The sequence below is a fragment of the Micromonospora sp. NPDC049374 genome (genome assembly GCF_040677165.1).
Taxonomy (GTDB): Bacteria; Actinomycetota; Actinomycetes; order Mycobacteriales; family Micromonosporaceae; genus Micromonospora.
In genome coordinates, this window is the sequence record NZ_JBFAQH010000013.1 from 177,309 (window position 1) to 198,554 (window position 21,246).

The window sequence follows — 21,246 nt, forward strand, 5'->3', positions numbered from 1 at the left end:
ACCTCGGCATGACGCTGCACGCCCGGTTCGGCCGCACGGGCGCCGACGCGGACCTCGACGAGGCGGTGACCGTGCTACGGCAGGCCCTCGACGCCACCCCCGCCGACCACGCCTACCGCATCGGGTGCCTGTCCAACCTCGGCAACGCGCTACAGGTCAGATTCCAGCACTTCGGAACCGGTAGGGACCTGGACGAGGCGGTGACCGTCCTGCGGCAGGCCGCCGACGCCAGCCCGGCCGGCCATCCCTCCCGTCCTCTTTGCCTGTCCAACCTCGGCCACGCGTTACGGTCCCGTTACGACCGCACCGGCAGCGCTGCCGACCTCGACGAGGCCGTGCGGATCGGACGACAAGCGGTCGAAGCCGCCCCCACCGACCACCCGAACCGGGCAATCTACCTGACGAACCTCGCCGTGGCCCTGTTCGACCGATTCGTTCAGGTCGAGGCCGACGCGGACCTGGACGAATCGATCGACATCGCGCGGCAAGCCGTCGACGCCACTCCCCGAGACCACCCTGACCGAGCACCGCGGCTGTCCAACCTCAGCCTGTCGCTGGAGACCCGGTATGAACACACCGGAGTGAGCACCGACCTGGAGGAAGCGGTGGAAGTCGGGTGGGAAGCGGTCCAGGCCACCCCCGCCGGCCATCCGAACCGGGCACGAACCCTGTCGAACCTCGGCGCGGCGCTGCACACCCGGTTCACCCGAAGCGCCGACGCCACAGACCTGGACGGCGCCGTACAGGCGTGGGCACAGGCCTGCGCGTCGACTGCCGCGCCGGCCTCGATGCGGGTGGCGGCCGCGAGCCGCTGGGGGCGGGCCGTCGCGCGGGCGCGAGGCCCCGCCGCCGCGACCGAGGCGTACGCCGCCGGCATCGACCTGCTACCGCTGATGGCCTGGCGCGGCATCGATCATCCCGACCGGCAGCACCTCCTGGAGACCCACGCCGCCTCCCTGGCTCGCGACGGCGCCGCCTGCGCCGTCGACGCCGGTCGACTCGACCTCGCCGTCGAGTTGCTCGAACACGGCCGAGGCATGTTCTGGTCCCAGCTGCTCGACACCCGCACCGACCTGACCGCACTTCAGCGGGCCGACCCCGACCTCGCCGAGCAACTCCACCGCTGCCGTGCTGTCCTCACGCGTCCCGTCCCGACCGGCGACCACCATTCGGCACCGTCCGGCGAAACGCGGCTACGAGCCGCACGGCGCTTCGAGGAACTTCTCGACCTCGTCCGCGCGCTGCCCCCGACCGAACACCTTCCCCACCCGGATCGGTTCCTCAGGCCGCCACCCGTCCACACCCTGCTGCCCGAGCCCGGCCAGGACCCGACGGTGATCGTCAATTTGAGTCGATGGCGCTGCGACGCCCTCGTCCTCACCCACGGAGGCGTCGAACTGGTCGAACTGCCCGACGTGACCGAGAAGCAGGTCGTCACCGAGGCCAACCGATACCTCGACGCCCTGCACACCTTCGAAACCGGCCGTCGGGACTACACGGACCGGTTCATCCTCGAAATGGCGATCACTGCCACTTTGGAATGGCTGTGGGACTACATCACCCGCCCCATCCTCGACGCCCTCGGCCACGCCACCATCCCCCGCGACCGATGGCCCCGACTGTGGTGGTGCCCCACCGGAGCCCTCACCGTGCTCCCCCTGCACGCCGCCGGCTACCACCACACCACGAACACCGTCCACGACCGGGTCATATCCTCCTACACTCCGACCCTGCGGGCACTGCACGAGGCACGCGTACGACCCGAGTCCACGCAACCGCGCGAGATCCTGGTCATCGCCATCCCCGAAACCCCCCGACGCGAGCCGCTCCGGGGCGCCAGCATCGAACAGGACCTGCTCTGCGCGAGCTTCCCCGCAACCCATCGAACTCTCCTGACGGGCCCCCACGCCACCCACGACACGGTTCTCGCCGAAATCAGCCGGCACCGCTGGTTGCACGCCTCCTGCCACGGCACGCAGAACATGGCCGGCCCCACCGAGGGCGGCCTATTGCCGTACGACTGGGACACCGCCGGCCCGATCAGCGTCACCGACCTGACCGCCGCCCGCCACCTCGGAGGCGAATTCGCGTTCCTGTCCGCCTGCAAGACCGCGACGGGTGGGGTCACCACCCTCGACGAAGCGATCACCGTCGCCGCCGCCATGCAGCACGCCGGATGGCGACACGTGATCGGCACGCTATGGCGCGTCTGGGACGAATCCGCGGCCACCATCAGCCGTGAGGTCTACGCCCACCTGGTCCGAGACGGCCACCTCGATCCCGCCCACGCCGCCTGGGCCCTGCACCGCGCCGTCCGCACACTACGCGACGACGCCCCCCACAGCCCCAGCATCTGGGCACCGTTCATCCATGCGGGCCCGTAGCGAAGCCCACGCCCCGGAGGTGGCCCGATCGTGGGCCGGGCGATGGCCGAACATCCACCGCTCGACGCTCGACGCGAGTAGCCGCGCCACGTGCCGCACGAGTTCCCCGGGGACATCGAGCATGGCACGATAGGCAATCACGTGGGGTCCTCCAGATAGATCGTTTTCTTTCACAAGAACCTGTCTATCGGGTGCCCTTCCCAGCATGGTCCGCTTTGGACGCAGCGCCCGTGTCGCGCCGATCGGCGCTCCGAGCCTTGTTGAGATCACCTCATTAGCTAGCCTCCAGCGGCCTAATGCCTACCGGACGACCGGCACTCTGGCCCAACGCGCCTTGATCGGTCGGGTGCACTGTCATCGGCTACTTGTTTCATTGACCTGCGACTGTTGCCCGGCCAGGCTTCGGTCGAGGTGCCCGGGCTGTCGCTCACTTTTCGGCTGCCCACGCTGGTCGTGTGGCTCTCATTTGGCCTGCGTAGCCCGGGCACCGCTCCAGGGCGGGGAGAGGCTCAAGAGGGGTTTGCTCGGCTCGAAGTAGCGTTGCCCTCCCGGCTCGACAACCCAGGTGGATCGAGCATCGGAGGACGCGTTGACTGTCGTGTCGGATCGTGTGGTCATCGGGATGGACCCGCACAAGCGCTCGGCAACGATCGAGGTCATGGCCCGCGACGAGACGATTGCCGGCGGCGGCCGGTTCGACACCGACCGCGACGGCTACACGGCGATGAGGAAGTACGCCAAGCAGTGGCCGAACCGGGTCTGGGCGATCGAGGGCTGCCAGGGTATCGGCCGGCACATCGCCAACCGGTTGCTGGCCGACGGCGAACAGGTCGTCGACGTGCCGCCGAAGCTGTCCGCCCGGGCGCGGGTGTTCGCCACCGGCCAGGGCCGCAAGACCGACGCCACCGACGCCCACTCCATCGCGCTGGTCGGCACCCGCATGGCCGGGCTGCGCCCGCTGGTCAACGATGAGCAGTTGGCCCTGCTGCGAATTCTGGTCGACCGACGCCGCTCCCTCGGCGAGGACCACACCCGGATGGTCTCCCAGCTGCACCAACTGCTGCTGGAACTGATCCCCGGTGGAGCGAAGAAGAGCCTGTCCGCAGCCCAAGCCAAGGCACTGCTGGCCACTGTCCGGCCCCGTGACGCGGTCGGCAAGGCCCGACGGCGGGTCGCCGCGGAGCTGATCGCCGACCTCGAACGGGTCTACCGACGCTCCAAGGAAGCCGACAAGGAACTCAAGGAACTGGTGGCCTCCACCGGCACCACGCTGATGGACCTGCACGGCATCGGGCCCTCCGGCGCCGCCCGGCTGCTGGTCGAGGTCGCCGACATCACCCGGTTCCCGAACCGGGCCCACTTCGCCTCCTGGAACGGCACCGCCCCCATCGACGCGTCCTCCGGCGAGCAGATGCGACACCGGCTCTCCCGAGCCGGCAACCGGCAGATCAACCGGGTGTTGCACATCATGGCCACCGTCCAACTGCGTAACCCCACCGAAGGACGCGCCTACTTCGACCGGAAGAAAGCCGGCGGCAAGACCTCGATGGAGGCCATGCGTGCGCTGAAACGACGCCTGTCCGACATCGTCTACCGCAGCATGACCAACGACGCCGTGGCCACGGCGGCGAGCCCGGGAGGACAACGGGGAACGACGACTGGCTCCAGCGTGACCGACTCTCATCCCCCAGCCGGCTCTTCGGAGAAGTCACTTCCCGGACCCGCCGAGACCCAGGATAGAACTCTCCTCCCGGCGGTGTCTTGACACAGAGGGGAGCCACGTCCGTACGGAACCCGGGCTGGCTCGGCGGGACGCTGCGTAGCGCCCGGCTCGCGGCATGTGCGTGCATCTGATCAAGCGTGGTTCTGGAGTCGCTCAGGGGAGAAGGGTGCGCCCGTCCCAGGTTCCGTGTTCGGACAAAGGGTGGAACCGCATGAACGCGGATTCGTGGTGGAAGTCCCGGCGATGCTGTTCAGTCATGGCGACGGTATGTGCGTGGGCCTGTGGGACGGCGCTGCGGCCGTACACCAGGTCGGTCATCTCGCGGACGCTGCGCCAGATCGTGAAGGTGGAGAACGTGTGGGGCGGGCGTACCGCTGCGGTGGCGAAGTTGGTGCCGGGGTGGCCGGCGACCAAGCGTTCGACGGGCCGCCCCCACTTCAGGAACCTGGGTAGTTCGAGAACCTTTAGCCGGGCGAGGGTGACGGCCACAACTGGCTCCTGCGGATCCCACCGGCCCGCCTGCACCGGCAGGCCGGCGAGGGCGGCCACCTCGCCGTAACGGCGCAGGTACTGCAATCGCACATGCCATCCGCCGTCGAGCTGCCGCCCTAGATCGTCGTCTGCGAGGAACCGTTCCAACGCCGATTCGTCGTCCCATTCGGCGAACATCGCAAGGCGTCGCAGCTGCATCCGTTCCACCGACAACGCCGGGGAGTCGAGTCGCATGAGCGCGAGGCATTCGGCGTGCCGCAGCCCAGCAGCCTGAGGGCTGCGACGCAGTGTGCGCAAGGTCAAGACCGGCGGAAGCAGTGCGAGATGGAACGAATGCATCATCGGCCCATGATCCCAGTCGTCCGCACCCGCCCCCGTCCCCTCCCGCAGCGTGCGGGCTGGGCGACGGTGGCAGGCGGACGTTGCCTTCGCCGGCAGCCGTTCAGCAAAGCATCGATGACAGCCTCATCAGCACCGGCGCCGTCTGACGCAGGCTCAGTCCCCACAGATAGACCGCAGATCGCGGCTACTGAGAGTGCACACCGACTGCGACTGGTGCTACCGGCGAATATGTTGACGCTTTGCTGGCGAATCGGGGAAGATCCACCGGTCGGGGGGGGTGACTCGCGTGAGAATTCGCCTGCGGCACTTGCGAGTCGCCGCGCAGACCTTTGTGTGGCGCGCGGAGATTAATCACGTGCAGGGCAGCGGCGATTGCCACCGGTGCATCCGTGTTCGAGCCTGGGGCGCCGGAAAGACCAGCCAGGCGCTCCAGGCGGATTTGCTGTCAGTCGCTTGGCCAGCACCATGGGGAGCATGTGCGACTGACGGCGCCTATCCCACATCAGCCGACATGCGGGCAATCATCAGTTATGCCCTGAAGATCGGGTGGCAGCCAGAGGTACAGGGCGGATGGTTCCTGCTGTCCGAGCGCGAGCATGCGGCCCAGTTCTCCTTGCCCGGCTTTCTGCTGACCGATCGGTTCCGTACACCCGAGGGCGGCGCGGACCCTACTGCCCGAGTGATCCGCACCTACGAGGCCCGGCAACGAGCCTGACAGCTACCGCTCATTGGCACGACCACGCGCCCGGCTCTGCCCTCCTCGGTCACGTACTGTGATGCCCGGTCGGCGGTGCCAGACCCGGTGGCCTATTGGGCAAGCGCAGTACCTCCTGCGAGGCGCCCCGTCCGGAGCCCATGGTTGTCGCATAGCCTGCAGCAATGACTGACGGGCCGGGCTCGGTTTGGTGGACGCAGCGACGTCATCCTGGCGGTGGTCCTGGACTGCGCCGACCTGGATCGCTCGGGACCTTTCTGGTGCGAGGCGCAACGATCCCCAACCGGACACAACGCATAGACCAACACCAGAGATCTCCAACCGCCCTCTGAGCGGTCAGCCCCAGATTTCCTCTGCGGTTTCGGCGATCAGCCGGAGTTTGGCGACCTCTTCGTCGTAGGTGAGCACGTTGCCTTCGACCGTTGAGGAGAAGCCGCACTGCGGGGAGAGGCAGATTCGGTCGAGCGGGACGTATTTGGCGGCCTCGTCGATGCGGCGCTTGAGGGTGTCCTTGGATTCGAGGGCGCCCTTCTTCGTGGTGACCAGGCCGAGGACGACCATTTTGCCGGGCGGGACGAAACGCAGCGGGGCGAAACCGCCTGAGCGTTCGTCGTCGTACTCCAGGAAGAAGCCGTCGACGGCCAGCTCGCTGAACAGGGCTTCGGCGACGAAGTCGTAGCCGCCTTCGGCGGCCCATGAGGAGCGGAAGTTGCCGCGGCACATGTGGGTGGTGACGGCCAGGCCGGCGGGGCGGTCGGCGATCGCGGCGTTGATCTGGCGGATGTAGCGCAGGTGCTGGTGTTCGGCGTCGTCGCCGCGTTCGTTGAGCAGCTGCCGCTGAGCGGGGTCGTTCAGGTAGGCGAGGCTGGTGTCGTCGAGTTGCAGGTAGCGGCAGCCCAGGTCGGCGACGCGGCGGACCTGTTCGGCGTAGGCGGCACTGAGGTCGGCCCAGAACTGCTCCTCGTCGGGGTAGACCTTCGGGTCGATGGCCGCGCGGCCGCCCCGGTAGTGGACCATGCTGGGCGACGGGATGGTCAGCTTGGCGGTGACGTCGTCATCCACCTCGTTCGCCAGGAAGGTGAAGTCGTCGCCGAAGATCGTCTCGGTGAGCCGGACCGGGGCGTCGATCGCCAGCGCCGCCGACTCGAAATCGAGCTCGCCCTGATCGTTACGGAAGTGCACCTGGATCTTCTCATCGGTGGGACGAATCCCCCCTAAACGGTAGATAAAGTCCATGTGCCATGAGGTGCGCCGGAACTCGCCGTCGGTGGCTGAGCGCATACCCACGTCGCGCTGCATGCGGATCACGTCGCGGATGGCCTCGTCCTCGATGGCGCGCAGCTCGTCGGCGCTGATCTCGCCGGTGGCCATCTGCTCGCGCGCTTTGAGTAGAAGGGCTGGGCGGAGCAGGCTGCCGACGTGGTCGGCACGAAACGGCGGGGTGTCGCGCAGCGTCATCGTTGATCCTTCCGTGGAATTACCCCGCTCGATACGCTACCGCTTGCAAGCGGATCAGGCGATGGCGCTCGCGGGCCGCAGAGGGCGATGTCTCCGGCTAGCAAGGCAGCGGCAAGCCACAGGCACCGGGTCGACATGCCGGGGTACCGCCGCGCCGAGCAGATCCGCCGGCTTCATCCAGGCGGGCCGGGGCGGCTGCTCCGGCTCGGGCTCGGCGGCCGGCCGTGGAATCCGATCGAAGAAATTCACAATGGCCCTCCGGTGCACATCCCGTCGTGATCGGTCGGTGGCGTCAGGCGGTGCCGGACAGAGTTCGCTGACGGTGAGTAGCTGCGGCCGATCAGGCATTCTTGAATCGGATGCACGCTCTTCGGCACGACCGCGCGCCAGGCTCTGCTGTCCTCGGTCACGTACCGCAACGCCCGATCTGCGGCATGACAGTGCACTCGATCAAGTCTGGAAGGACTACGCAGCCGCCCGATCAGTAGTGGGCAAGGATCTGCGTGACAGGGTGGCCGAGAAGGGTGGCCACGTCGGCGAGTTCCCGGGCATCGAGCTCGTACTTCGCGCGGGTCGGGTTCATGGCGCACACCTCGAATCGGGCGAAGCCGACCGGCCAGTCGTAGCGAAGCGCGACCAGGGAGGTGACCGCAGCGCAGCACGGCACCGTCGTATCCAGGTTGTCGAAGCTCTCGCCGTTCTCCTCGATCAGATCGTAGAACCACTCCATATCGATCTCCGCGAGGCAGCACGAGCACGTGATCCTCGTGGTGTTCTCGCCGGCGTCGATCAGAGTGACTTTGTCGTAGAACTCGTGTTCGACTTGTTCGACGTCGTCGTCAGGACCGGAGAACAGTCGAGCGACGTAGGCCACGGCCGCGGCGGCGGCCTCGAGGGTGGGCTGCCAGGTCACGTCCGTCGGGATGAGACGTATGTATCCATCACTCACGGCAGTCAGGATGCCTTGCCTGATGCCCTCATCAACGTCCGGGCCATCGTCCGCGCGAATGTGGCGACTCGCCGCTGACGGACGGAGGTACTACGCGGTTGGCTCGGCGGGATAGCCGCACCGTTGCGGCGAGCAGTCCTCTGTGTGGTCCCTCGACCAGAGGTAGTAGTCCCGCTCAAGCATCCGAGCAGTCACCGCGAGTCGGCGTTGCCGTATTACGGGCACGGTCGATGGCAGTGCCGTGAACGTTTCCGGGAGCACAGCCAGTGTGCCGGTGATTTGCTCGCCGTCGGCCATGCGTAGGAGCACGCGGCATTCCCACCAGGGGTGGTCCTTGTCGGGCCAGTAGTAGTTGGCCGGGTCGGGGAAGAGGTAGTGCGGGGTATTCGGGTCCAGGTGTGCCCGAAACTCGGGGCTTGCGGATCCCATCCCGAGCCGTCGCCTGCCCGCCTCCTCGTACAGGGCGTACATCTGGTCGCGGTTGAGGGCCTTGAGTATCCGGGCCTGCCGGGGAAGGGGCTGCCGACCGGGTGGGGTACGGACGGGCCAGCCGGCCAGCACACGTAATCCTTGTCGAAGGTTCCAGGCAGCAGCATCCTTGCGGGGCGTCGGGAGCGGGGGAGGCGGTGTCCACTGGTATCCGGCTTGGGCGATGTGGCGCAGCATCCACTTCCGCCCTTGTTCTCCGGTGGTGTTCCAGGTCCAGCTCATCGGCCGGGTCTGCATCGCCCGGTCTCGCCGGCTTATAAGCCCCGGGCGAGAAGGTCGCCATCTGCCTTGCGGGCGGGCGACTAAGGGCAGGTTGTGCGTCAGGTCCGCCAAGAACCGGATGCGTTCGAGAACCTCGTCGGTGACGGCAGTTTCCGGCTGCCGGCGTGCTTTCCCGGCCGACGAGCGGATCTCGATAAGCGCGTGATAGGCAAGCAGCGCAGCAACCGCGCGGTCGTCAACGTCAACGGCGCGGGATCGGAAACGTCCAGCCCCGCCGTGTGGGCGGACCGGGGCCAGCTTCTCCGTGGAGGGTTTCTGATTCGGGGACACGCTGACATCATCGCTGGCGCCGGACCCGGTCGACGACGCGCTCTCGCGCAGGTCGCTTGGGCCAACGCCGACCGAGATGCAGCACGTCACCAACCCGGCGACAAGGTTGTCGTCCTCTCTTATGAGAAGACGCGCGAGACGGTCCTCGACGACCATGCATTCCCCAATAGATCAGGGCGCGAAGTCCTCGGCATGATCGAACGCGCTGACGTCGGCCACGACCGCGCCTGCCGCCGCCGTTCCTCCGTCACGGGCTGTGACGTCCGGACGGCGGCAAATCAGGACGTCTGAGCTGGGCGCCTCGACTGGCAACTGCGGCGACGTCATGCGGATCCGAGGAGGTCCCACCGGTTGCCGGCGATGTCGAGGAAGACCGCGACCCGGCCATAGGGCTCGGCCCGTGGCTCCCGGACGAAGGTGATACCGGCCTCCGCCGTCCGTCGGTAAGCGGCGTCGAAGTCGTCGACTCGGAGGAAGAACCCGACTCGGCCAGCTACTTGGTTACCGGTTGCGGCACGTTGGTGTTCTCCGTCGGCGCGTGCGAGGAGAATCCCGGTCTGGGCACCCGGCGGCCGGACGACGACCCACCGCTTGGGCCGCCCGTCAGTGGTCAGCGATGGGGAATCCTCGACGAGATCGAAGCCGAGTACGTCAGTGAAGAACGCGATCGCGGGGTCGTACTCGTCAACGATCAGGGCAACCAAGTCGATCTGCACCACGGCAGCGTACGAAGGGTCCGTCGTGCTCGCCGCCCGCGCGCCGACAGCGGCATGAGCGTGCATCGAATTGTGGGCGGCACTGCGGCGCAGATTCGATCTGGGCGATCCGTCGGCCGACCAAGTCGTATCGGCCGGCGACGGCGAAGGCGGTGGCGTCGGGCGTTTGTTTCGGGGTCGCGGTGCGGTCGTGCCGCTTGTTAGGGTCGTTCCAGGTCATGAGCGCCAGCGCGAAGCCCCGGCTTGCTGGCCGGCAACCCTCCGTCTCGTGGGTGGGGTGCCCCGGGTGATGACCTGGCTCGCTGCGCGTCGCATCGGGCAAGCCGCGGACGGAGAGACCATGCCATTCCCCATGACGCGTACCGCCCATGTTCTCGACGGCGACCTCGTTCGGCTGGAGCCATTGGATCACCGGCACGCCGCCGACCTGGCTGCAGCGGCCGAAGAGGACCGAACTTCGTACCGCTTCACGTGGGTGCCCACCGCCGCCGGAGTCAACGATTACATCGACGCACAGTTGAGCCGGGCGGCTCAGGGGAGGCTGATGCCGTACGCTCAGGTGGCAAAGGTCAGTGGACGCGCCGTCGGCGTAACGGCCTACTGGGATCCGCGGTTCTTGCCCGACCGCGATGCGCCCTACGCGGTGGAGGTGGGCTTCACCTGGCTGGCAGCGTCGGCGCAGCGCACTGGGGTGAACACGGAGGCGAAGCTCCTGCTCTTCGCGAACGCGTTCGAGGTGTGGAAAGTGGCCCGCGTCGACCTCAAGACCGATGCTCGCAACACGGTCTCCCGCAAAGCGATCGAGCGTACGGGGGCCCGGCTCGAAGGTGTACTACGGTGCTGGTCGCGGTCTTGGGCACCGGGTGAGGCGGGCCTGCTGCGAGACTCCGCCATGTACTCGATCATCAATTCGGAATGGCCGGCTTGCCGGACCGCACTACAGGCGCAGGTCGGACGGGTCACGAATCGCTGATCCGACAACCAGAGCTCTGATGGGAGACGGGTAGGCGCCCATCGGCAAGATCGCGCGTCTGTCACGTCACGTGATAGCCGGTCGGTGGCGGATCAGTGCGTCCGGATGACTGCACGGCCACGTGCCCTGGCAAACTCAGCCGCGTGTTGACCACCATCACCCTCCGGAACGTCGGTACCGCCGCAATCGTCGTCGGACTGCTCATCGCCCTGTTGACTCTCGGCACAACCACCGACCGTCCATTTACGCTGGCCTGGCTGCTCGTACTCGTCGGGACCGGCCTGCGGTTGGAGGCCGCCATCCGTGCCCCGAAACGCCAGGCACGATAGCCTCGACCGCTGACCTTCCCGGCAGTAAAGCAGCCAGTACAGCAGCCCAGTTGTCGGTGCGGCAGGGGTGGAGGCTGGCGCAGTCCCATCGGTATGAGCGTGCTCCGCCAGGTTGCCCGACAACGTGCGGTCAGTGACGGACTGCTGTCGCCGTCACGCACCCGGTTCGCGGCGCGTCTGGCACTCGCGTGCGAGAGACTGACCCTGTGCGAAAGAGCAGACCGGGAGGGCGACGGTAGGCAAGTCGCTGTCGAAGTGCGGCTGCCTGTCTCGCAGACGACGATGCAGAGGTATACAACTCGGATGGTCTCGGGTGCTGTCGGCCCGAGAAGATCGAAGTCATGGGGCATTGATCTGCCAGGTAGACATAATCGACAGTCAGCTCGATTCACGGGGTCCGTGATGGGACGGTGCCGCGTGTACCGGCGAATCTACTCCTACAGGTACCGCTCTTACGCGCCCTCGCACAGACTCTACGAGCGCTGCGTCGGCTTGGCGCGGTGCTCGATCTGCCGCCAGCATTCCGGTGCCACGGTGTTGGTACCGCGCTGGCGGCGGTCCTTATGCCGACCCACCGCCTCGGTGGGTCACAGGCCGGTTCGCCCGTCGATGCACTCGCGCAGGAGGTCGGCGTGGCCGGCGTGCCGCGCATACTCCTCGATTACGTGGACAAGCACGTCACGCGTGGCGTGGTTGCCACCGTCGACCAGCACCTCGCGGCCCAGGTCGGCCTCCTCGATGGCGTCGAGCCATTCGTCCGCCTTGGCGATCTCGGCCTTCCAGGTTGCAAAGGCGTCCTTCACCACCGCTGGGTCGGGGACCGCGCCCCCGAAGTCCCAATCTGCGTCGTCCTCGTGCTTGCAAAGGCACGGTGCGTCGGTCCGCCCTTGCAGCACATGCTGGAACCAGTGGTTCTCCAGCTGAGCCAGATGGCGGACCAGGCCGAGCAAGCTCAGGGTGCTGGGCGGTACCGAGCGTCGGCCGAGCTGCTCGGCGTGCAGCCCGTCGCACTTCATTTCTATGGTCAGACGGTAGTTGTCGAGGTACTCCCGATAGGTTGCCTTCTCGCCGACGGGCTGGCCGAAGGTCCTGGGGTCGTCCTCGGGGGCAGTCCACAATTTGCTCACGGCGCCACCCAATCGCGGGCGGACCGCACCAGTCAAGCTGGTTGCGGCGCCTCAACTTCGACGGCCGCCAGGAGGAATTCGATCTCCACTCGCTCATCGGCACGACCGCGCGGCTGGCGGCAGACATCCCAGGATTCAAAATGTCAAGCGGCTGCTGTGCTGTGGTGAGCCCAGGCCTTGTGTTCGTCGTAGATTGAGCGGGTCTTGAGGCATCCGTGGAGGATGCCGACGAGGCGGTTGCCGAGCTGGCGCAGTGCGGCGTGGTGGCCGATCTTTCGAGCTCTCATCGCGTCGTAGTAGGCGCGGGCACCGGGTGAGCCACGCAGAGCGCAGAGGGCCCATTGGTGCACGGCGTCGCTGAGGCGGTCGTTGTGGACATGCCGCGCCAGCACGGTTCTCTTCGTGTCAGAGGCTCGGGTGATCGGTGAGGTGCCGGCGTAGTTCTTGCGCGCCTTGGCGTCGGCGTAACGCTTGGGGTCGTCGCCGAACTCGGCCAGCACCCGAGCACCGAGGACCACACCGAGGCCGGGCAGGCTGGTGTAGAGCTCAGCGTCCGGGTGCCGACCAAAATGCTCTGCCACCACCTCGCCCAGGGCGTCGATCTCCGCGTTGAGCGCTGCGATCAGCCTGACCTCACCGGCGACGATGGCCGCGAACGCCTGCTGCACGGCAGGAGGCTGCCGTAGCGCAGGCGCCCGTAGGACGGTCTGGACTTGCAGCGCCTTGACCGCGACGTCACGACGGTTTGCCTTACGCAGTGCCGTGCCGATCCTGGCCGTGGACAGTCGCGCGGCCCGGTCGGGATCGGGTGCCGCGGCCAGGACGGCGAGCGCGTCAGGCGCGTCGAGGTCGTCGAAGGCGGTCAACGCCGCCGGGAAGTACTCCCGTAGCGCGCTCCGTAGACGTAGCACGTGCCGAGTCCGGTCCCAGATCATGCTTTGGTGGCTGCGAGCGACCAACTTCATCGCCTCGCCGTCGTCGGAGTCCCCGGCGATCGGGCGGTGGTGATCGCGGTCGAGGCGCACGATCTCCGCCAACACGTGTGCATCGCCAACGTCGCTTTTCGCCTTCGACGTGGAGTGCCGCTCCCGGTACCGTGCCGTCGACATCGGGTTGATCGCGAAGACCTCATAACCGGCGGCCACCAGCGAGGCGACCCATGCACCGCGTTCGGTCTCGATCCCGATCTTGACCCGAGCGGCAGCATCGGAGGCGGGCAGCTCGGCCCACTCCTTCGGCATCACGCCGGCGATCAGAGCGTGCAGGCGCGTGACGCCATCCAAACCTTCCGACAGACGCCGGCGCGCCAACCGACGGCCCTGTTCGTTCACGATCTCGATGTCGTGGTGGTCCTCGGCCCAGTCATCACCCACGAACAGCATCACTACCTCGCTCCCACGGTTCCACCAAGATCAAGCAGCAGCGCGGAGGAGACAGCCGACGATCTCATGGTCCAGTGCTCACCCACACGTACAGGGGCACGTCATCCCAGCAGTGATGCATCTCCTCACGACCAGCGGACGCACGGTCTGCCGCAAGACCTCGCACGGGTCAGATCCGGAGAGTGCTGACCCGCCAGCCGCTACCGACGCCGAGTCTGCTCCAAGAACCGACCCGACAGAACCCATGAGATCCGGAAGGCAACGCACGTCGTGATGGGGGAGTCCGCCATGGAGGGACAGGCGACGGGCTGCTGCGGCCCTCGAGCCGGTGCAGCCCAGCCCTTCCTGCTACGCATGGCGACCATGCTTCTGCGCCGTTTTCCGGCGCATGCGCCGTGCGCGGGGGTTCAAGTTTAGCGAGCCGTCGCCGTCCGGAGTTCGCTCAGCCACTGGATGCCTAGGCGGTGGCCGTCGGGGAATTGGTCGTCGCGATCCCAGCGCCATGTCGTGATCATCGTGAGCATGAGGGCCGGCAGTCTCGGAGCAGGTGGTGATCGGTGCCCGGGTAGAAATCTGCGACCTCGTCGGGTGCGTGGGCCAGGTCGAACTCGATCGGCCCCCGGCAGCATGTCTCGAAGTCGATGAAGAGCAGGCCGGTCGGGGTCGAGGGCAGGTTGCCCGGGTGAGGTTCGCCGTGCAGGAGTTGTTCGGGCCGGCTGCTGTCGCTGACCGCTCGGCGCAGCCGTCCAACGTGCCAGCGAGAAAAGTCCGCTCCTCCTCGCCCAGCCTCGGGGTGCGCTCGGAGTCAGCCACGAGCGTTTGGGCCTCGCAAACCCGGTCCGTGACGTGTGGGGTGGGCAGGTCGATCCGGCGCATTCCGGTGTGCAGACGTTCGAGCGCTCTGGCGTAGTCCGCGGGTGGGACCGCTTGAGGGTCGGTGCCAATCGCCGCTCGGTAATACCAGCTCCGACTACGTTCGGTAACCGGGAGCAGCGATAGTCAGCCCCTGATGGGCGAGTTATAGCCGTCCTGATGGTGCCCGTCTCGTCCCTCATACCCAGACACACCTCAATCGCCTCCGCCTTTATTGTCAACGTTGTGCGGGTCATGATGTGGAACCTCTGGTGGCGGTTCGGCGGTGCGTGGCAGGAGCGAGAGTCGGGCATCACGGCAACGCTTGAGCAAGTCCGCCCTGACGTCGTTGGGCTGGTCGAGACCTGGGCCGGCGACGGCACCATACAGGCGCAGCGACTGGCCGACCGGCTCGGCGCGGCGGCCGCCCTGTTCGCGCCGACGTCGCTTCCACCGCTACCGAACCCGCCGGAAGATCCGACACAGGCTGGGATCGACATGGGAATCGGCCTGATCAGCAGATGGCCGGTCCTTGCAACCGACGTCCACGACCTGCCGCACGGCCAACGGCCCGGCCCACCTCCGACGGCATTGCTGGCCACTGTGGAACACCCGCACGGGCCGCTGCACGTGATCGTCTCCTGCATCGAGTGGGAGCCCGCCTACGCCGCCGACCAACTCGCGCAGAGCCGAGCCCTCGCCGCGCTCGCCACCGATCCTCGGCTCGACGGTCAGCTACCGGTACTGCTCCTCGCAGACCTCAACGCCGCAGTAGACCAGCCCGAACTCGCTCCGTTGCTCGACGTAATGGTCGACACCTGGACAGCGGGCGGCGGCGACCCAAACGCCGTCACGCTCAGCTCCGCCGTCCCGGATGCACCACTGGAGGCGAGCAAGCAAACCGACCGCCGCATCGACCACATCCTGGCCCGCCCCGGCCGCGTCGACAGCACGATCACAGTGCCGCGGGTGTTCCTAGCTGGCGACCACCCGATCAACGGGCGGTACCCGTCCGACCACTTCGCGGTGGTCGCCGACCTGCAGCCATAAGGTCACAGCCGTCATCGGCACCGACCGTTCAAGGTTCTCTTCTAGCCGCGACCCGGGCGCGCGGACCCGGATCTGCCGCGGGGTCGAGCGCGGCCATGGCGACAGTGGATGTCCGGGCTCGGGGTTCGAGGCTGCTGCTCCTATCCTCTCTGTTCACGAATCCGCCACGGCAAGTAGGCGGCAGTCGTCCCCGCGAGGCTGCCGACGGACAGGGCGAAGGCCAGCGGGAAGAACAAGTCCCACGGCGCCCGCAGTCCGCCTCCGAGAACGATGCCGACTACCAGGCAGGCTGCAGTCGTGACCAGAAAAATGAGCGCCCTCGTAGCCGGTATCCCCGGCGGGCTTGTGGTATCCCAGTAGCGGCCAGGCCGGCTATGCCCGCGTGCTCTGCCCACCCGGAGCTGACAGCCGTCAGGCAAATCACCAGGCCGACGATGACGCCCAGCAGCGAGTCGCACGCGGTGCCACGCAGCGCCTTGGAGAGCGGCGGATCAGGGATGCCTGACTCCCCAGTGAAGCTGAGGCGCCCGGCGCGGCCATGTGTCCAGCCCTACACTGCCGAACCCGCAGGTCATCGCCGATGAAGACCTCGTTGTGCCACTCGACCTGAGCTGATCCTCGGACTTTTCCACCCGAACCAGACCGACGAGATGGGTCGTCCTCACCGACTACTCGTCCGTCGCGGTCTACGGGATAGGTGGCGGCGGGTCGTAGACCACGGGTGCGTAGTGCTGTGGCGGGCCACAATAAGTGGGTCCGGTGCCGAACAGCGGCGATCGGCACACCTGCACGGTCGCCCGGCTGATACTGGCCGTCGCCGTACTGGATCCGAGGGTGAAGTCCAAGCTGACGAGCGCGGCGTCAGCCCGGGCTTCTGCTCGTGAGGTCATGCCGTTGCTCAGGTACGCGACGAACGTCGCCACCGAGTAGTAGCCGTCGTCGCGACACAAGAAGCCCCACTCGTCGGGCAGTGGATGGTCGACCAGCGTGCCGCGGACGTCGAGCGCGATCGGCCGGATCGGGGTTGTGGTGCTGTACCGCCAGATCAAGCTGCCCTGAGTGGAACCATAACGACAGTTGTCACCAGAGTCAGCTCTGAACGGGAACACCGCGTTCGCGTGCGCCGCGGCGGACGTCGCCAGAACGCAGCTGACGACCGCGAGGGCGACCACCGCAGCCAGCCTCAGCCTGCTCATCGCCTACTCCCTTCACCGAGTTCGCTACAGGGGCGGTGGAAACCACCATGCGCGGGGTAGAACAACGACGACAAATTGTCTACGGTAACATCGACAATCGTCAACAGCATGACCCCTTTGGGTCGGGTTCAACCAACTCGCTCGGCACCCAGGCAGCGGGCGGCCGGGCGCGCGTTGAGGGACCGGCCCGTGATGGCCGCGAGCATCGTCCACTGACCCATCGCGGGTCAGTGCGTCACCACGGCGGTGCCGGCCAAGAAGGCGCGCCAGGCAACAACCGCGCTGGCCTGCCAATCCGATTTGTCTCGACATCCGCATCTGCCGCACGGTGCGCGCGGAGGGCGGTTCAGTCGAACCAGTGAACAGCAGGTCGCCGAGCCTGTTCGGCTGGTGGTAGGCGACATCCCGGCGTTCTTCTTCGGTCAGAAGATGTAGGTGCCGCTCGTGGAGCGGCTGATTCAGCTCTGCCGTGGTGGCGACCCGCAGCCCTGCGCGGCGGTAGATGTCTCCGCCGGGGACGTCTACGAACACCGCGTTGATCATGTGGGGGATTTGCGGTTCGGCTGCTCATTGAGCAACTCGTCTGGGCAGAGCCATAAAGGTTGGCCCCGGGTTCGACTACTTGCGCCAGGCAGGGGCCATCCGCTCCGACATCTCCCGCCAGAACGTTCGCAGATCCTGGCGGTTGACCGCCTGCCAGTCCGCCCGTCCGGGCGAGCGGAGGGACCGCCCGACGAGGTCGATCTGGTGGGCGCAGAAGGCCTCGTCCATCTGGTACGGCAGGTCGTCCCCCTTCGGCGGTAGTGGGCACAGCCGGAACGGGCAATCATCGATGCACGTGGCGCCCGGTTGCACGTCGTGCGCCTGGCGGCGGCTCAGGTTCACCCGCAGGGCGGTGCGGTCGACCGTGAGACACGGGGGCAACTCGGCCCGGCTGGCGCGGCTGAGCCGTCGGGCCCGCTGATCGTTGTCCCGGCCCCGGTCGGCCAGGTTGAGCAGCAGCATCACGTCGGCCAGTAGCCGTTGTGCCCGCGGTTCCAGGACGGCCCAGCCGTGCCAGGGCGACAACCAGGAGGCTTGAAGGCGGCGGACGCCCGGCTGCGGGCTGACCGACCCGATCCGACCCACGATCTCCCGCTCGTCCAACCAGCAGTGCCGCTCCGGGTGACGGTCGATGAGCGCGTCGACGCACAGATCCGCGACCTCGACAACGAGCGGGTGCCTCGTACCGCTGCCTGGGTGCGGGGCGCGGAGCCCGCCCCCGGCGATGGAGGTCCAATGGTCCACCAAGCCGCGCGGGTCGGAACCATGACCACGCTCGCGCAGTGACTCGCTCGGATCACGGGGGAGCGTGAGCAGGGTGAGCGCCTGGATGAGCACCAGGTGGGAGTACCAGAACCGGGAATGACGCAGCGCCTTCTCGGCCTCCTCGATCAGCACGCTGCGATGCGCCGGGTAGGTGCGGCAGTTGGCCGCCATCCGGAACCCCTGCGCGAGAGTGATCTCGTAGACGCGCGCCCCCTCGCGGAAGTCGGTGGCCAGGCGGTCGACCCAGCGGCGCAAGGTGTCCGCCGCCACGCGCTGCCAGTCCGGTTCGCCCGGGGTGTGCGTGGCATCGGAGAAGAGAAACAGCAGCGGCGCCAACCAGGTGCGCAGTTCCTCCAGACGCTCCCGGCCCTGGGTGTCGGCCGCCTGCGGCGGCCGGTCGAGCAGGTCGTGCAGCGCCCGGATCGCGGCGTTGCCGCCGCTGGCGATCTGCCGGGCCGCCGTCAGCCGAGGCAGGTACGACGTCTCGTGCGCCATCGTCTGGAACAGCTGCCGGTACTGTGGCGTGGGCGGCTGTCCCCGGAACCCGACGGGCTCGGGAGGCTGGTCCCTCAGTTGCCGCGCGGCATCGCCGTACCGGTGCACCAGGGCGACCTTGGCGTCCTCGAGCGGACGGTCGGTGACCGAGCCGTCTCCCTGGTAGTTCGGCCAGCTGCCGAGGATCGCGTCCGCCAGCTTCCCGTGCGCCGTGTGCCCGGTGGCGGCGTCCACCTCCAGCGCCGCCGCGAACAGCTCCAGGGCCCGGGTGCGGTTGCGTGTCCCGATCGCCTCGGCACACAACCGGTGCACCAGGGCGATGGACCGGTCGCGGGTGGCCCTGGCGTCGCGGGCGCTCTCCGACGGCCCCACCGGTAACCGGAGGACCTTGCGGAGCCTCGGCAGGGCGCGGTACGCCGCCAGTGGTGCCCGTCGCCCGTCGAGCCGCTCGAACGCGCCCGCACTGCAGGCGTGCAGGGTGAGAGCGGCGAGCAGTTCCCGTCCCGGCCCGTGGTTCTCGGTGAAGGCATGCTCCAGGAAGCCCTCGTCGCGCAGGGCCGCTGTCAGGTAGCGCGAACCGAGGTACGCCTGGAGCACCCCGCTCTGGAAACGCACCCCGTCCTGCCGCTTCACGACGATGTTCAGCTCCTCGCCGGTCGTCTCGGCGAGCCCGAGATCCTGCGGGTTGTCGGCACCGAGCTTGTGCAGCCGGGCCCCGAGTTCGTCCAGGATCCACCGCCGGCCACCATCCTTCCGGCCGTCGGCGCTGGTGAGATCGGTGGTACGCACCGACAGCCGGTTGTCGCGCAACCCGACGCAGGCCAGCGCGGAGAGAACCTCCATGGCGTCCGCCCGTTCTGCCTGCGGCATGCCGTAGTCCTCGTACAGATCCCCGGCGACGACGGCCGCCCACCACTCCTCCAGCAGCCACCAGCGCAGGAAAGCCCTGCCCCGGTCCGTCGGCCCGACCCGGTCCAGGCGGTCCACCCCGTGGAGTTGGCTGATGACCCGCAGGTAGAACGGTGAGTCGGCCACGTCGGCGGCCTTGACCAGCTCGGTGATCCGGTCCCACTGTTGGCCGGTGTCCGAGCGGTGGCTCCGGGCCTGCACGTACTCCAGGGCGGCGCCGATGGACAGCGGCTCCAGTTGCAGCAGCAGCGCATCCAACCCGCGTAGCGGATCGTCCGGTCGTGAGGCGATGACCAGGGGGAGCCGCTCGCGGACCGCGCCGCGCACCGCCTCGCGCAGCACGCTGTCCCGGTCTGCCGGCTGGCCGGACTCGGCGAGCACCTCCTCCAAGCCGTCGGCCAGCACCACGATGCGGTTCTCCAGCCACAGCCGTCGCCACACCTTGTCGGCCTCGCCGGCGGCGTGCAGCTGACTGTCGATCGTTTTCTGGAACTGTTCGAGGGCGAGCTGGTGGAAGTTCAGCTTCGCAGGGTCCGTGACGGTGCGCAGGTCGATCCCGACCGGCACGACGTCACTGGCCATCAGCATCTCCGCGAGGCGTACCAGGGTCGCGGTCTTGCCTGTGCCGATGCCGCCCACCAGCAGCAGCGGCCGCCGGCGCTGCTCGTCGCGGAGCCTCTGGACCATCAGCTCGCACAGCTCGTCTCGGCCCACGACATAATGCGCTCTGCTGTCGCGTTCGGCGGTGGGAAGCACCATCCGGAGATTGCGCAGGGCGTTGCCGTCGTACCAGCGACGGACCGGGACGTACCGCCAGAACAGGAACACCGCGAGGCCCAGCGCCAGGATGAGCGGCCCCTTGACGAAGCCCTCCACCTGCCCGCAGTAGTACGACCTCGGCTGGTCCCCCGCACACCACTTCGACATCCGCAGGAAACCGGGCTCGCGGTTGAGGACCGTCAGGACCAGAGAGAAGACGGTCCACACCACGAGCGCTCCGGCGGTGGCGACGATCGCCCACCGCAACCCACGATGGTGCCGCCAATCCAACCGGTGGTCTGGCCGCTCCTCCGTGCGGCGGCGCCGGTTCCGCTCAACCCGCCGTTCCCGCCGCGTACGCCACCTACGCCGACGCTGACGAACCCACAGGCGGGCCACCCAGACCGGACCACGTTTCGGCCCGCGCATGGACACCCCCATGATCCACATGGCTGGTACCGGCCGGAGACTCCGAGCCTCCTCAGGCACACGCTAGTGCTCGTCCTCGCGGCCAGCGCCGGGTTCCGGCATTCCTGCGGGGGCGGAGTGGGTAGGCCCTCGATGGTCTCGGGGACCGGTGTCGGAACCTTGCGGTCAGGTTCCCGCCAATCCACCCTCGGGCGTCAGCGAATGATGGTGGAATTGCCGCTGAGGGTATCCGAGAGCTGACCGAACTCGTCGCGGCAACTGGGAGCCGTCTTGAGCAACTGAACGGCATCGGCTTCGTCCGGCGCTGCTCGGTTGATCGGCGACATCGTCGACGGCAAGACCACGATGCAAGCCATGCGTGCGCTGAAACGGCGACTCGCCGACATCGTCTACCGGCAGATGACCGCCGACGTCACACGGCTCAGGACGGGCCCGGGAGGACACGTGGGGGCGACTCTGCAATCCAGCGCGGCCGGCCCGAACCCCTGGGCCGACACTTCGGACAAGCCACTTCCCGGACCCGCCAAACCCCACCCTAGAACACTCGCTCCGGCCATGCCTTGGCGGTTGCCATGAGCGTGTGATGTGACGCGGGGGATGGAGCCATGCCCGCTGTT

The 21,246-nt window shown here is 67.7% G+C and carries 18 protein-coding genes and 1 riboswitch; of the genes, 7 read left to right on the plus strand and 11 right to left on the minus strand.

All coding sequences use genetic code 11. From position 1 onward, the window contains the following. Both AB0J93_RS21795 and AB0J93_RS21800 read left to right on the plus strand, forming a co-directional pair. A partial coding sequence (locus AB0J93_RS21795) for a CHAT domain-containing protein (protein WP_363924142.1) occupies positions 1-2,384 on the plus strand: 2,384 nt, incomplete at its 5' end. A 598-nt stretch (positions 2,385-2,982) separates the two neighbouring features. Then, positions 2,983-4,149, plus strand: a complete 1,167-nt coding sequence (locus AB0J93_RS21800; protein WP_363924143.1) for an IS110 family transposase — start codon at positions 2,983-2,985, stop codon at positions 4,147-4,149. A 111-nt stretch (positions 4,150-4,260) separates the two neighbouring features. Here AB0J93_RS21800 and AB0J93_RS21805 read toward each other — a convergent pair whose 3' ends face one another. Then, entirely contained in the window at positions 4,261-4,941 is a 681-nt protein-coding gene (locus AB0J93_RS21805; protein WP_363924144.1) for a hypothetical protein, read from the minus strand. A gap of 286 nt (positions 4,942-5,227) precedes the next feature. Between AB0J93_RS21805 and AB0J93_RS21810 the strand changes: the two genes are divergently transcribed. Then, complete coding sequence (locus AB0J93_RS21810) at positions 5,228-5,656, plus strand: integrase (protein ID WP_363924145.1); 429 nt, start codon at positions 5,228-5,230, stop codon at positions 5,654-5,656. A 336-nt stretch (positions 5,657-5,992) separates the two neighbouring features. Here AB0J93_RS21810 and AB0J93_RS21815 read toward each other — a convergent pair whose 3' ends face one another. The 3 genes from AB0J93_RS21815 to AB0J93_RS21825 all read right to left on the minus strand — a co-directional run bounded on the left by AB0J93_RS21815 (position 5,993) and on the right by AB0J93_RS21825 (position 8,624). Then, positions 5,993-7,114 (minus strand): 5-methyltetrahydropteroyltriglutamate--homocysteine S-methyltransferase, encoded by a 1,122-nt coding sequence (locus tag AB0J93_RS21815; protein ID WP_282237760.1) that lies wholly within the window; start codon positions 7,112-7,114, stop codon positions 5,993-5,995. A 481-nt stretch (positions 7,115-7,595) separates the two neighbouring features. Continuing rightward, on the minus strand, positions 7,596-8,063 hold the full coding sequence (locus AB0J93_RS21820; protein ID WP_363924146.1) for a hypothetical protein: 468 nt from the start codon (positions 8,061-8,063) through the stop codon (positions 7,596-7,598). 90 nt (positions 8,064-8,153) lie between these two features. After that, positions 8,154-8,624: a hypothetical protein gene (locus AB0J93_RS21825; RefSeq protein WP_363924147.1), complete on the minus strand. Its 471-nt coding sequence runs from the start codon at positions 8,622-8,624 to the stop codon at positions 8,154-8,156. 243 nt (positions 8,625-8,867) lie between these two features. On the opposite strand from AB0J93_RS21825, the gene AB0J93_RS21830 reads away from it, so the two are divergent. Continuing rightward, positions 8,868-9,395 carry a hypothetical protein gene (locus AB0J93_RS21830; RefSeq protein ID WP_363924148.1) on the plus strand — a complete coding sequence of 176 codons (528 nt, stop codon included), beginning with the start codon at positions 8,868-8,870 and terminating at the stop codon, positions 9,393-9,395. A 32-nt stretch (positions 9,396-9,427) separates the two neighbouring features. Here the strand turns inward: AB0J93_RS21830 and AB0J93_RS21835 are convergent, their stop codons facing one another. Further along, a complete protein-coding gene (locus AB0J93_RS21835) occupies positions 9,428-9,823 on the minus strand; it encodes a VOC family protein (RefSeq protein WP_363924149.1) in 396 nt (131 codons plus the stop codon). 211 nt (positions 9,824-10,034) lie between these two features. Beyond that, positions 10,035-10,151: riboswitch (SAM riboswitch) on the plus strand. On the opposite strand from AB0J93_RS21835, the gene AB0J93_RS21840 reads away from it, so the two are divergent. Continuing rightward, the gene (locus tag AB0J93_RS21840) at positions 10,110-10,793 is read left to right on the plus strand and encodes a GNAT family protein (RefSeq protein WP_363924187.1); all 684 of its coding nucleotides are present in this window, start codon (positions 10,110-10,112) and stop codon (positions 10,791-10,793) included. (Overlaps the previous riboswitch by 42 nt.) 143 nt (positions 10,794-10,936) lie before the next feature. Beyond that, a complete protein-coding gene (locus AB0J93_RS21845; RefSeq protein WP_158240193.1) occupies positions 10,937-11,122 on the plus strand; it encodes a hypothetical protein in 186 nt (61 codons plus the stop codon). 587 nt (positions 11,123-11,709) lie between these two features. On the opposite strand, the gene AB0J93_RS21850 is transcribed toward AB0J93_RS21845, so the two are convergent. The 3 genes from AB0J93_RS21850 to AB0J93_RS21860 all read right to left on the minus strand — a co-directional run bounded on the left by AB0J93_RS21850 (position 11,710) and on the right by AB0J93_RS21860 (position 14,373). Beyond that, positions 11,710-12,249: a DinB family protein gene (locus AB0J93_RS21850; RefSeq protein ID WP_363924150.1), complete on the minus strand. Its 540-nt coding sequence runs from the start codon at positions 12,247-12,249 to the stop codon at positions 11,710-11,712. 143 nt (positions 12,250-12,392) lie between these two features. Continuing rightward, entirely contained in the window at positions 12,393-13,631 is a 1,239-nt protein-coding gene (locus AB0J93_RS21855; RefSeq protein WP_363924151.1) for an IS110 family transposase, read from the minus strand. A 511-nt stretch (positions 13,632-14,142) separates the two neighbouring features. Continuing rightward, a complete protein-coding gene (locus AB0J93_RS21860) occupies positions 14,143-14,373 on the minus strand; it encodes a phosphotransferase (RefSeq protein ID WP_363924188.1) in 231 nt (76 codons plus the stop codon). Between the two features lie 365 nt (positions 14,374-14,738). On the opposite strand from AB0J93_RS21860, the gene AB0J93_RS21865 reads away from it, so the two are divergent. After that, on the plus strand, positions 14,739-15,533 hold the full coding sequence (locus AB0J93_RS21865; protein ID WP_363924189.1) for an endonuclease/exonuclease/phosphatase family protein: 795 nt from the start codon (positions 14,739-14,741) through the stop codon (positions 15,531-15,533). 686 nt (positions 15,534-16,219) lie between these two features. Here the strand turns inward: AB0J93_RS21865 and AB0J93_RS21870 are convergent. The 3 genes from AB0J93_RS21870 to AB0J93_RS21880 form a co-directional block, all read right to left on the minus strand. Next, entirely contained in the window at positions 16,220-16,729 is a 510-nt protein-coding gene (locus AB0J93_RS21870; protein ID WP_363924152.1) for a hypothetical protein, read from the minus strand. Positions 16,730-17,347: 618 nt separating this feature from the next. After that, positions 17,348-20,467: an NACHT domain-containing protein gene (locus AB0J93_RS21875; protein WP_363924153.1), complete on the minus strand. Its 3,120-nt coding sequence runs from the start codon at positions 20,465-20,467 to the stop codon at positions 17,348-17,350. A 356-nt stretch (positions 20,468-20,823) separates the two neighbouring features. Continuing rightward, positions 20,824-20,967: a hypothetical protein gene (locus tag AB0J93_RS21880; protein WP_363924154.1), complete on the minus strand. Its 144-nt coding sequence runs from the start codon at positions 20,965-20,967 to the stop codon at positions 20,824-20,826. Positions 20,968-21,246 lie beyond the last annotated feature (279 nt).